Origin of the sequence: Vibrio sp. YT-17 (assembly GCF_033337375.1) — a bacterium.
Lineage (GTDB): Bacteria > Pseudomonadota > Gammaproteobacteria > Enterobacterales > Vibrionaceae > Vibrio > Vibrio alginolyticus.
On the sequence record NZ_JAWOQP010000029.1, the window covers coordinates 17,377 to 29,955 of the forward strand.

Consider the following 12,579-nt stretch of genomic DNA (forward strand, 5'->3'; position numbering starts at 1 on the left):
TCCTATGGACGGAGAATCACAGTGTACGGCTGACGAATGGTAGGGTCAGAACGAATCAACACACCATCTTGTGTGCGGATGCTATTTAACGTATCTAAGTCACGCCCAATACGGTCAGCCGGAAGGAAACCTTGCGCTGTCGCTACAACTACACGGCTTTGCATGCCAACCACGCGTGCATTGACAAGCACTCCCCCCTCTTGGCGCAGCATCGTTCCGGTCAATACATACTGAATTTGCTGCTCTTGAGCTAAATCTTGCCAATCACGACTTAAAGCAAAATCGCCCTGTTGCGTCACTTGAATAGAGCCCGTAGTTTTGAAATCAACCACTTTAAACCCTCGGCGCTGAAACTGATGGATAAAACCTTCAGAGACCGAGTTACCTAACCAGTTTGTTGCATCCATATTTTGTAGATCAACAAACGAGGTAATCGCAATCGGTGTCCGCGCTGATACTGCCACATTAGAAACCATCAGGTCTTCTGTCATGCTCTCAATGAAAAAGTCCATCGTATGACGCGGACTATCCATCAGCATGAACTGGCTTCCCGAGTAAGGTTCTTTACCATTGTAAATCGGTGAGTACGCGCACGATGTCAGAAGCGTCATCATCGATGCAGCGACAAGCCACTTTTTCATGGTTTGATTCTCCAGATAATCTTAGGTGATACCGTTCTTTATTAATTCCTTTCCAAGAAAGTGAATATTGGAACAGTCTTTGCTTTTCTTTGTTTGCCTAACGAAGAAAAACCCACCAAACTTCACTGAATTTGTTAAAGCAATATTTATACCCGAACGGTTGTAACCAATGAAAAAAATATTAAACAGTCTGTTTTCAATCACTTTAGTGATGCTTCTGCCTTTTAAGGTAATGGCATCTTGGTATGAAGTCACAGGCGTTGCCACCATCGTTTCTTCAGAAGAGACGGCAAGGCTCCATGCGTTGGAAGACGCGCTGTTCAAAGCCGTCAATTTTTCGGGCGCAGATATTGGCAGTATTAGCAACTTGATGCCGCTATTAGAAGAAAGTCGCAACGAATACCAGTTTACCAATCATGAAGTCCGTTACATTTTGGTGGAGTCTGAACGCAAACGTCGCGGTAAAGTCGAGGTAAAAATCCGCGTTGATATTTATCCATCGGCAACGGGTTGCCACACCGATCAATACAAAAAGACAATGCTGGTCGGCAATATTGAGGTCGCATCACCACAACAAGCAGTGATGGGACAAATTTATCAAGTTGGTGACGATTTTAGCCACGTAGTGAACCGTCAACTTGATCAAACCTCACGCAGCTTTGTGTCTGTTGGTACAACGGACTACTCAATAAGCAGCAACTATCCTGCTCGCACTCAAATGATCGCGCAAGACAATGGCGCACAATACATCATTGGAGGGGTCATTACCGATCTCACTGCAACGGTCGAATCTCAACTATTGCAAGATGACATCATCAATCGTCAGTTTGCGTTAGAAATGAAAGTATTTGATGGTAAAACTGGCCATGAAATCTTCAACAAAGCCTACCGTGAGGTCGCGCGTTGGCCATTTGCTAAGACGAGTCAAGTGGACACTCGTAGTGCACGTTTTTGGGCATCGACCTATGGCGAGATGATGCTTCGCGTTAGTCGCAATATTATGTTGGATCTGGAGTCGGAGCTATCTTGCAAAATTACACTGCCAGAGGTTGTGGCAGTCTTCGGTAATACCGTAACGATGGATCTCGGCCGTATGCACGGCGTAAAAGAGGGAGACAAATTGCAGCTTTGGCACACCGCGTCGTTTATCGACCAAAATGGATTGCCAAGAAACAAAGTCTCGCAAAGCGAAATTACATTAACGGTATCACGCATATACGAACACGAAGCGGAACTGACGATTGATCAGCCAAATTTAGCATCTAGCGTTCAAATTGGCGACGTAATGAACAAGATCCTATAAAAGCAAACATTAAGTCTTGAGATATGCTCACTTTTGAATATCATAGGCAGCGCATCTTATTTGATTATACCAATGACCGTAGCGAATCGTTCAACGTGATGCTGATACAGATCTGGTAGATTGCTAGATTTGAACTCAGTAAAACAGTGCAATGAACTGCAACTATTGGTATTACGCCCCCATGGCACAGCTGGATAGCGCAGTCCCCTCCTAAGGGACAGGTCGTAGGTTCGAATCCTACTGGGGGCGCCATATCATAGCCTTAGCTCCCACTTGAGCTAAGGCTTTTTTGTATCTTCAATTTCAAGCCTCGCACTGCTCCCCCTAGTACACCGTGTTAGATAATCTTCCCAGTAATCAATATGATCGGATCGGGTGTTTCGGTTACGGGATAAACCCTTCTACTGATCTGACTTCTTCCCCTTGAAATCATTTCAACAAGCCCTATTTACAGTTTTGTATTTTATTACTTTAATTATCTATGAGTTTTGCTTACCCTTTTAGCTATTAATAAAATTATTAGTTAGCACTATGTCTAAGAGCAATTTAATAACTAACACTGGACACCGCTTTATTTCTAAAGGCAAGACAGCCTTTAAGATACATATCCATACCCCCGAGGATACGGTACTACACCGCTCGGTAGGATTTGTTCGTATTGGAGAAAAGAAAGGCTTACAAAAAGCCATTAAGCTGAGAAACGAGTTAGGCCGGCAAATGTGGGGCAAATTCTGGCGACGTCTTTTGAAAGACCCTTACCTAATGACTAGGCTTCCACATAGCGTTGAGCCTAAAATCGTTCACAAGCCTAACCCTACTCTTGAAAACCCTGACAACCGAGATACGTGTTACATCGCCAAGTGGCGAGAGTTCAATGATGACGGTGAGTATAAATATAAAACGGTGGTTCGCTCTATTAGTAAGTACGGCAAACTTGCCGCCTACATGCAAACCAAAAAAGCGTTGTTAGAAGCACATAAAGATAACTTGGAGATCCTGACATTTATGGGGCGTTTAAACAGCATTGATCTTAAGTAATACCTGGCCACTTTGAACATTTCAGTCAGTTTTTTGAAGAGAAATAAAAAGCCCCAAAGAGCGAACTCTTTGGGGCTTTCAGCTTCAGTCTTCTATACTACGGTCGAATAGGAGCTTATTGCTGAACTTGGTATTCAAATTCTGGAACAACGACTTCTACGCGACGGTTTTGTTGACGACCTTCACGAGTGTCGTTTGAAGCGATTGGGTTGTTTTCACCTTCGCCACGAGCTTGGATACGTGATGAATCAATACCTTTTTCAACGAGTGCGTTAGCAACAGACTCAGCACGTTTTTCAGAAACTTTTAGGTTGTAAGCTGCTGGACCAGACGTATCTGTGTAACCTACAACTTCAACGTTCGCTTGTGGGTGCTCGTTTAGGAAAGCAACTAGGTTATCAAGTTTTGCAGCGCTCTCTGGTTTTAGAGTTGTGCTGTTTAGATCGAAGCTACCTGTGCCAATTGTTTGAGTTTCGAATGTTTTCGTAACTACAACAGGCTCTTCTACCACTTCTTCTACAACCACTTCTTCAACAACAACTGGCTCTTCTACGATTACTGGCTCATCGTTGCCGCCGAATTTGAAAGAAACACCTAGTGTTGCAGTGTTACCTGTCGCACGAGTTACATCGTTGCTGATGTCAGTCAGTGTTTGGTATTCCGCACGAGCTGTTACGTTTTGGCTTAGGTTGAATTCAAGACCAGCTGCGCCTAGGTAAGAGTAATCATCTTTGCCATCAAACATTACGTAAGCGCCACCCACTTTACCGTAAAGTGCGATGTCTTCAGTGATTGGTAGGCTAAATTTAGGAGCAAGAGTGATTGCTTCTACGTGGCCACCGAAAGAAGTTTGGTTAAAATCACCGATGTTGTCGAAACCCGCTTCTACTGCGAAGTATTTATTCATTTCGTAACCAACAAAAGCGCCAAGAGTAGAATCGTCTTTGTCACAAGCCTGGCCCGCTACACACGCGTCTTCCATCCATGACTTACCCATCTTACCACCAACGTATACTTCTGCTTGTGCTGCTGAAGCCATAAGTAGAGACGCTGAAATTACCGCTGCTAATTTTTTCATTATTGATTCCTCTAAAGAAGTTCTTTTGTTAGATGCCGAAATGCGCCGTCTGACTGACGTTGTATTTCAATTCTTTTTATTCATTCCTTGAGTGAGATACTTAGTCAGCTTCTTTTTATGCACATGCATTTTTTTTATGGAAGCAACTTACGTACATTTCCTGTTCAGTGATACATATCGCCATCTCGGTATCGCTGACGGGATGAACTATAACGCTAAGAAATCGCGAGAAAAATCCCAATTCTGTCAATTTATTGTCATCAAAAATCTCGACAACATGTGATCTTAAGCAAAAAAATCCCCACGCAATCACGACGCAAACGTTTGCTTTATTTTTTGAAACAACATAGCTAAAGCAAAGGTTTTTTCTTAAAAATGAGACAAACAAAATGGAACTTTAAGGAACATGGATAAAAATCAATCAGATATTTGATATATAATCGCTCGTTTTTTATTCATGCCAACGATATTTGGATTAAAAAATCTTATCCATATTGAGGTAAATTACAGGTGAAACCATCTCTTCATTCACCAATATGAGAGAAAGTTTCTCGTTATCTAAATTGAAGATACAAAAAAGCCGCGGTTGCTCACCGCGGCTTTGTGACTATTTATTCAAAAGAACGTTCAGTTCAAAGCAATTATGCGTTTGCTTCACGCTCAGCAATGAACTCAAGCGCCATCTTAATGCGAGCAATACAACGCTCTTTTCCAACCAGCTCCATGACTGCATCGACAGAAGGAGACTGACCGCCTCCTGTTACAGCAACACGTAATGGCATACCGATTTTGCCCATGCCGATTTCCAACTCTTCACATACTGCTGCGATAACGCCATCTTTGATGTTAGCTGTCGTCCACTCAGTTAGTGCTTCCACTTTCGCTAATGCAAGTTCTAGAGGCTCTTTAGCCACGCCACGTAGATGTTTCTTCGCTGCGCCCGCTTCAAACTCAGAGAAATCTTCATAGAAGTAACGGATTTGCTCAGCTAGCTCAACTAGCGTGTTGCAACGCTCACCCACTAGCTTGATCACGTCAGTGATAGCAGGACCATTCGTTACGTCTAGTTTTTGTTGATCTAGATGCCATTGTAGATGCTCAGCAACGTACGCAGGGTCTGAGTTCTTGATGTAGTGGTTGTTCAACCATTGCAGTTTATCAGTGTTAAAAGCAGACGCTGACTTAGATACTGCGTTTAGGCTAAATAGATTGATCATCTCTTCTTGAGAGAAGATTTCTTGGTCACCATGAGACCAACCAAGGCGCACTAGGTAGTTGTTTAGTGCCGCAGGCAGGTAACCCATATCGCGGTATTGCATGACTGATACAGCGCCGTGACGTTTAGACAGTTTCGCGCCGTCATCACCCAGGATCATTGCACAGTGTGCAAATGTAGGTACTGGCGCACCTAGTGCTTCGTAGATGTTGATTTGACGAGGGGTGTTGTTGATGTGGTCTTCGCCACGAACAACGTGAGTGATACCCATGTCCCAGTCATCCACTACTACACAGAAGTTGTAAGTAGGTGAACCGTCAGTACGACGAATGATTAGGTCATCCATTTGATCGTTGCGGATTTCAATGCGACCACGGATTTGATCATCAAATACTACGCTGCCTTCTTTCGGGTTACGGAAACGGATAACACATGGATCGCCATCTTTTGCCGCTTCGTTTGCTGCTTTGATTTTTGGATGGTTAGCATCGTAGCGAGGCATTTCTTTATTTGCTTCTTGCTCTGCACGGATTTCATCTAGCAGCTCTTTAGACGCGTAACATTTGTAAGCTTTGTCTTCAGCAAGAAGCTTATCAACCATTTCGTTGTAACGGTCAAAACGTTGAGTTTGGTAGTAAGGACCTTCATCCCACTCCAAGCCTAGCCATTCCATGCCTTCAAGAATTGCATCAACCGCTTCCTGAGAGTTACGCTCAAGGTCTGTATCTTCGATACGTAGAACGAATTCACCACCTTGGTTTTTAGCGTATAGCCAAGAGTAAAGTGCAGTACGCGCACCACCAACGTGTAGATAGCCAGTTGGGCTAGGAGCAAAACGAGTTTTAACCGTCATTTGAGTTCCTTAGGGGTAATGAGCAACGAGAGATCTCTCGTTGTAATGTCAAGGATAAAAGTGGCGACATTTTACCACCGTAAGTCAATTCTACAATCGGTTTGACAACAGAAATAAAAACGGGGCAGAACCAAAAAGGCACAGCCCTGCTATTTACTGTTAAAGCACGAGACGAAATTACTTCAGGTTACGCATTGCCCATTGCATAAATTCTTGCTGCTCTTCACGGCTCAATTCATTAAACGATGCTTTGATTGTTTTGGTTTCCGCTGGAGAAGACGCAATGCTTGCCTTAGTCGATTCTTTATTCATTGCGTTATTATAGTCGGCAACTTCTCGTTCATAATCACGAAAACCTTGCAAACCACCTTTACGAAGTTGAACCATAGAGAATGCCACTTCTTTTCCGTTTTTGTCTTTCAATACCACTTTAGGATCGAGTTCGAAGGCTCTCGCCTCTTCAATAGTACGGAATGTTTGATAAGTCAGAGAAAGCTCGGTGTCTTTTTCTGCATCAAACTCTAATACCAGCGGCTGCGAATCGAATTTACGGCGCTTTCCATCTTCAAATACGATTTGTCCAACCGTTACCGCTAATTGGTTTTCCCCATCTTTTAACTCGATGCTGTTGTTCTTGGATATCCACTCAGGGTAGACGAACTCGCCGTTGAGAACGCGAGGAACTAATTCAGATTGCAGAGTGAGTTGAGCAGCAAAAGCTGGCGCCGAAAGCATTGCGCAAAGTCCGAGAAGTGTCGTTGTTTTTTTCATCATGGTTTCTCACTTTATACCAATTTAGATAAGCCTCTAAAATTTACAGGCCAGTCATTTCAAAGGCTTATTTGAATAAGTATCAAGATAAAAAGGGCGTTTCCGCCCTTTTAGCTGCTTCTTTAATTAGAAGTAGTATTCAACACCTACAGAGAACTCGTCGTAGTCAGCAGACTTCCAACGTGCTTCTGTTGGTTTATCTAATTGAGACGCACCGTCGCCAAAGTCTAGAGTACGAGCACGTACGTACAGCACTGCCGATGGGTCTACGAAATACATAACTTGTGCTGATAACACATCGTCCGCTGTATCGTTAATTTTCTTACCATCACGCTCTAGATCAAAGTTAGCGGCGTAAGCCAGTTTGTATTGCCAATCACCCGTGGTGTACATGATAGCGGCAGACATTGCATCTTGCTTTTCACTCACACCATTGCTTGCGTCCGCTTCCATGTATTTGTATTGCGCAAAGAAAGAGATCCCGTTATCAAACCAGCCTTGTGCCCCTACCAAGTACGTGTTGTTTTCCCACGTTTGGCTTTCCATCTTGATATTACGGTTACCTTCATATGCCGCATCTAACTGGATAGGACCAATTTTGTAGTGTGCTGCGATACCACCCCAGTAGTCATCCCCTTCACCTAGACCAGCTTTATCACCTGCACCAGCTGCGATATCTAGGGAGAATTTGTCAGCAAACATTGGAGAGTCCCAGCGGATAGTGTTTGATTGACGGTCTTGGTACTTGGCACCACCAATAGCACCACCCCAGTCGTATACATCGCCGAGACCAGGGTTAGATGCTGGCCAGTCAACCAATTCGTACATAGGTGTCAAAACGCGACCCAGACGAATTTGACCCCAAGATGCACTTTCAAAACCGACGAATGTGTCACGTTCACCAAGACCTGCGCCCTCGCCACCAAAGCTAGGGTCTACATAACCGCCTTCGATTTGCCAAATAAAAGTAGGGTCGAAGTTAGCAAATTGTTTTTTACCACGGAAACCGATACGAGATTCGTTGTTTAGCTGCATGCCACCCAAATCATCGTCCGTTGCTTTGCTGCCAGAATCGTAATCGCGGTACGCGGCCTGCATCGCGATGATCCCGTAAACTTCATAAGAAAATGAATCTTTGGTTAGAAACTCTTTTGCTGCGTCACTGTTTGCACCATCAGCAAATGCAGCACCACTGAACATCATGCCGGTAATTGCCGTGGCAAGTAGGCTTTTCTTTAGGTAAGACATTATAAACCCCTATATTTTTAGTTTTTTCCATTTTCAAATTCACTAACTAGGACATGGCAGGAACTTGAAACAGTGTTTGGACGGGGCAAATATGACAAACTTTTTTCGCACTAAAAAACTTTCCCTACAGCAATCTGAGCGACTTCAAAATGAGAAGATCAAAAATAAAATAAATCAATAAAAAACAATTAGTTAACATCAAATATAAAAAATAAAAAACGTTAAAAGTACGTTTTGACACTGAACTGACATTGAGAGCATCTAAAAAACGTGAGCGACTTCATTCATCTTTTAGGTGTTTTAACGGAACTTTATATTCAAAGAGAAAAAACCTTGAGATCACTCGCAAGTAAAATGACCGTGCACTTGTGGGATTCGAGAGATTTTGACGAAATTGTTGTGAGTAGCAAATGGGTATTGACCTTACCCTTGCAGGAAGGTTTAAGCTCATAGCATCACTACTATTGAGGTGCAGATTATGTATCAGTTAGTTATACCTTTATCAGGGCTCAACTGCATGGGCTGTGCGAGAAAAGTTGAGAATGCTTTACATGCGAATCACGATGTGGAGATCCTCAATTTGTCCCCGACGCAAGTAGAGGTCAAAACCGAGTCTTCTCTTAAAGAGCTCGTCTCGTCGATTGAATCTCTTGGTTACCAAGCAGGAAATCACTACGAGCTAAACCTTTCAGGCTTAAGCTGTGGCGGTTGCGTCAAAAAACTTTCATCTTTATTAGAATCTAATCAAGACGTTATTTCTTTTGAGGCTTCAACAACGCACTTAGAGATTCGTACCCTCCTCTCCGAGCAACAAGTGATCGACTTAATAGCAACACTCGGCTATACCGCCAACCTTGATTCTGTTGAAGTAGAGAACGAAAGCTCACCAGAGACCGAACAGGTAGAAAAGCAAAGCAATATTAAAGATACGCAGGTGCCACCAGCGAGTATTCAATTGCAAATGCTGATTCAAGGCATGACGTGTGCGAGTTGCGTCTCTTCAGTAGAGAAAGCACTTACTAACGTAGAAGGCGTTGAGAAGGCACAGGTCAACCTTGCAGAACAAAGCGCACTAGTATTCGCAAGCCAAGACTCTGATGACCTCCTTAACGCAATTGTTGAATCGGTAAAACACGCCGGTTACCAAGCAGAGATCCTACAAGACGCCGCAACCCAGCAAGAAAAGCAAGCACAGCAACAACGTCAGCAACAAAAACGCTTTAAACTGGATGCTATTGCTGGCCTTGTCGTCGGTGCCCCTTTAATGATTTGGGGCGTTGCTGGCGGCAATATGATGATTCGCAACACCAACGACCAATTAGCTTGGGGCGCGATCGGTATCGTATGTTTACTCCTTCTTGCCACAGCAGGGAAACACTTCTTCAGTAACGCTTGGTTAGCAGCTACTCACAAGCGCGCCACCATGGACACGTTAGTCGCGCTCGGTACTGGCGCAGCGTGGTTCTATTCGATGCTTGTGGTGATTTTCCCAGACTGGTTCCCTCTTGCTTCACGCCACGTGTACTTTGAAGCGAGTGCAATGATCATCGGCTTAATTTCTCTTGGGCACTATATAGAAGCAAAAGCCAAAGCAAACACAACACGCTCATTGCAAGCTCTGATTAACTTGCAACCTCAGCAAGCTACGGTAATTACGGAACAAGGCGATCAACAAATCGCGGTTGAGCAAATCACGCTAGGCATGAAACTGCGTATCAAACCAGGCGAGAAAGTGCCTGTTGATGGTGTTGTGATTCAAGGTGAATCATACATTGATGAGTCGATGCTCACTGGTGAACCAGTACCAGTGTTAAAAGCGCAAGAGGCTCAAGTGTCTGCTGGGACATTAAATACCGATGGTGGATTAGTCATTGAGGCAACGGGCATTGGCGCAAATACCATGCTGGCTCGTATCATCCGCATGGTGCGCACAGCGCAAAGCAGTAAGCCAGCCATCGCGAAACTGGCAGACCAGATTTCATCGGTGTTTGTCCCTGTCGTTGTTGGCATAGCAATACTGGCCGCGCTCGTTTGGTTTGCCGTTGGCCCAGAGCCAAAAGCGAGTTATATGCTGGTGGTCACCACAACCGTCCTGATCATCGCATGCCCTTGCGCTCTAGGCTTAGCAACCCCACTTTCTGTCACGGTGGGAGTGGGTAAAGCCGCAGAGCTCGGCATTCTGATCAAAGACGCCGACGCCCTGCAATTGGCAAGCAAAGTCGACACGGTTGTGTTCGACAAAACTGGCACGCTTACCCAAGGTAAACCTAGCGTTCAGCAAGTGTTTACTCACGCCACCAGCCAAGAAGATCTATTGGCTTTAGCGTATGCGGCAGAGCGTCAGTCTGAGCACCCACTGGCAAAAGCGGTATGTGATTACGCCAAACGACACGACGCAAAAGACGTCTCATTAGACAAGTTTGAGAACGTTCGCGGGCGCGGCATTTTGGCGACGTATCAAGATAAACCGCTGCTCATTGGTTCGCTTCAATTTATGCAAGCAGAGAACGTCGAGACTAGCGCACTAAAACCTGCCATCGATGAATGCGCAAAAAATGCGTGGACTCCGGTAGCTGTGGCATTGAACGGCGAACTGATCGGTCTGATCGCCATTGCCGACCCGATCAAATCAGATGCGAAACAAGCGCTCTCTGCATTAAAATCGCAAGGCATCAAAACGGTAATGCTGACGGGCGATAACCAACACGTTGCCAATGCTATCGGCCAAGAACTTGGTATTGATGAAGTGATTGCCCAAGTAATGCCAGATGAGAAAGCTCAGCACATTGAGCAACTTCAATCTCAAGGACATGTCGTGGCAATGGTGGGGGATGGCATTAACGACGCCCCTGCTCTTGCCTTAGCCAACCTTGGTATTGCCATGGGTAGCGGCAGTGATGTCGCCATTGAAAGTTCGCAAATGACCATCCTGAACACGTCACCAATGGCGGTAGTACATGCGATTGAACTCTCTCGCGCTACACTTAAGAACATGAAGCAAAACCTATTTGGAGCCTTTGTTTACAACTCGTTGGGTATTCCAGTTGCCGCTGGTGTGCTTTATCCAGCGTTTGGATTTTTGCTCAGTCCTGTTGTCGCAGGAGCGGCAATGGCACTGTCTTCAATTACTGTCGTTAGTAATGCAAATCGACTACGACTGTTTTCAGTAAAATAACCACTTCTTTTTGAGGGTATTATGAAGTTGAAACTATTGACCTTTGCAATGCTTGCGACCGTGTCCGCCAACGTATTGGCAGCCGATGTCATTAACCATAAATCACCATACTGTGGCTGTTGTGGAGAATGGACAAAACACATGGAAGAGAACGGCTTTACGGTCGAAGAAAAATTGCACGATGACATGAACGCCATCAAACGCGATCTAGGCATCAAGAATGAACAGCTTTACTCTTGCCACACGGCAGAGATCAACGGCTATCTGTTCGAAGGTCACATTCCAGCCGAAGACATTAAAGCGTTTTTGAAAAATCCACCACGTAACGCAAAAGGCCTATCAGTACCGGGCATGCCAATGGGCTCCCCTGGTATGGAATATGGCGACAAAAAAGACAGCTACACCGTTTACGCCTTTAACGAAAAAGGCCAAGTGTTCGAATATAGCCACCACGAAGGCAACGACCAATAAAAACAAAGCCCAGCGAGATAAACCGCTGGGCTTTTTCTTAATGGACAGTTAAGACAAATATAAAATTAGAAGCCGTAAGAGGCACCAAATACAAAAGCGTTATTCACTAGGCTGTCACCACTCGCGTTTTCTGCACCGTGTGCTTGACTACGGAACTCAAAGTAAGGTTGAACACCTTTACGAGTCCACGTTGCACGAAGCTCGTGGTCCATGGTTTCCGCTTCAATCATGTAGACGTTGTTGTAGCTTAGCGTCACATCCTCATTCATCACGTAACCGATGCGGTTGTCCATGCGGTAATCTGTATCCGCATCTGCGTCTGTCGCATCAATGTGCGCACGAGTACGGTTACTTAAGGAGATGCCGTTATCGAAGTTGTAACCGATCTTAACCAATGGACGGTACTGTACATTCTCGCCAGCAGAGAACAGGTGTTGGTAACCAGCGGCAACCCATAAATGATCGGTAATATTAAATGACTGCTCACCACCCACAGTGATTGCTGGTGTTGTGTTACCTGCGCCACCGTTTTCTGTTTCCAGTTTACCCAACTGAATACCATCAAATTCGGTGTAAACCGTAAAGCCGCCGAATTGGTTATCAAAAGTATGACCAGCTTCCAGTGTAGACGTAACGTCCGAACCATGAATTCGACCATCATCGTGGAATTGAACATTACCTGTTACGTAAGAAGAACCAGCAAAAGCGCTAGAAGCGAAAGCGAGAGAAAGAGCACTCAGTGCAAAAATGTTTTTCATAATTACTGCCTTTATTTATTCACGTTA

Annotated in this window: 10 protein-coding genes and 1 tRNA gene; 5 read left to right on the forward strand and 6 right to left on the reverse strand. The window is 44.6% G+C overall.

Going from position 1 to position 12,579, the window contains the following annotated elements:
• Positions 1-2: 2 nt before the first annotated feature.
• Complete coding sequence (locus R7F67_RS21040; RefSeq protein WP_005382013.1) at positions 3-641, reverse strand: FlgO family outer membrane protein; 639 nt, start codon at positions 639-641, stop codon at positions 3-5.
• A 169-nt stretch (positions 642-810) separates the two neighbouring features.
• Between R7F67_RS21040 and R7F67_RS21045 the strand changes: the two genes are divergently transcribed.
• The 3 genes from R7F67_RS21045 (at position 811) to R7F67_RS21055 (ending at position 2,982) form a co-directional block, all read left to right on the forward strand.
• On the forward strand, positions 811-1,944 hold the full coding sequence (locus R7F67_RS21045) for a flagellar assembly protein FlgT (RefSeq protein WP_025768949.1): 1,134 nt from the start codon (positions 811-813) through the stop codon (positions 1,942-1,944).
• 175 nt (positions 1,945-2,119) lie between these two features.
• Positions 2,120-2,196: transfer RNA gene (locus tag R7F67_RS21050), tRNA-Arg, on the forward strand.
• Positions 2,197-2,475: 279 nt separating this feature from the next.
• Complete coding sequence (locus R7F67_RS21055; RefSeq protein ID WP_005382011.1) at positions 2,476-2,982, forward strand: hypothetical protein; 507 nt, start codon at positions 2,476-2,478, stop codon at positions 2,980-2,982.
• A 115-nt stretch (positions 2,983-3,097) separates the two neighbouring features.
• Here R7F67_RS21055 and R7F67_RS21060 read toward each other — a convergent pair whose 3' ends face one another.
• The 4 genes from R7F67_RS21060 to chiP all read right to left on the reverse strand — a co-directional run bounded on the left by R7F67_RS21060 (position 3,098) and on the right by chiP (position 8,148).
• The gene (locus R7F67_RS21060; protein ID WP_005382010.1) at positions 3,098-4,060 is read right to left on the reverse strand and encodes an OmpA family protein; all 963 of its coding nucleotides are present in this window, start codon (positions 4,058-4,060) and stop codon (positions 3,098-3,100) included.
• Between the two features lie 641 nt (positions 4,061-4,701).
• The gene (gene gltX, locus R7F67_RS21065; RefSeq protein ID WP_005384075.1) at positions 4,702-6,129 is read right to left on the reverse strand and encodes a glutamate--tRNA ligase; all 1,428 of its coding nucleotides are present in this window, start codon (positions 6,127-6,129) and stop codon (positions 4,702-4,704) included.
• A gap of 177 nt (positions 6,130-6,306) precedes the next feature.
• Positions 6,307-6,903 carry a DUF2057 domain-containing protein gene (locus R7F67_RS21070; protein WP_005382008.1) on the reverse strand — a complete coding sequence of 199 codons (597 nt, stop codon included), beginning with the start codon at positions 6,901-6,903 and terminating at the stop codon, positions 6,307-6,309.
• A gap of 123 nt (positions 6,904-7,026) precedes the next feature.
• Positions 7,027-8,148 carry a chitoporin gene (gene chiP, locus R7F67_RS21075; RefSeq protein ID WP_005382007.1) on the reverse strand — a complete coding sequence of 374 codons (1,122 nt, stop codon included), beginning with the start codon at positions 8,146-8,148 and terminating at the stop codon, positions 7,027-7,029.
• Between the two features lie 478 nt (positions 8,149-8,626).
• On the opposite strand from chiP, the gene R7F67_RS21080 reads away from it, so the two are divergent.
• Positions 8,627-11,323, forward strand: a complete 2,697-nt coding sequence (locus R7F67_RS21080; RefSeq protein ID WP_318057329.1) for a copper-translocating P-type ATPase — start codon at positions 8,627-8,629, stop codon at positions 11,321-11,323.
• 21 nt (positions 11,324-11,344) lie between these two features.
• Positions 11,345-11,794 carry a DUF411 domain-containing protein gene (locus R7F67_RS21085; protein ID WP_005382005.1) on the forward strand — a complete coding sequence of 150 codons (450 nt, stop codon included), beginning with the start codon at positions 11,345-11,347 and terminating at the stop codon, positions 11,792-11,794.
• 65 nt (positions 11,795-11,859) lie between these two features.
• Here the strand turns inward: R7F67_RS21085 and R7F67_RS21090 are convergent, their stop codons facing one another.
• Entirely contained in the window at positions 11,860-12,552 is a 693-nt protein-coding gene (locus tag R7F67_RS21090) for an oligogalacturonate-specific porin KdgM family protein (RefSeq protein WP_005382004.1), read from the reverse strand.
• Positions 12,553-12,579 lie beyond the last annotated feature (27 nt).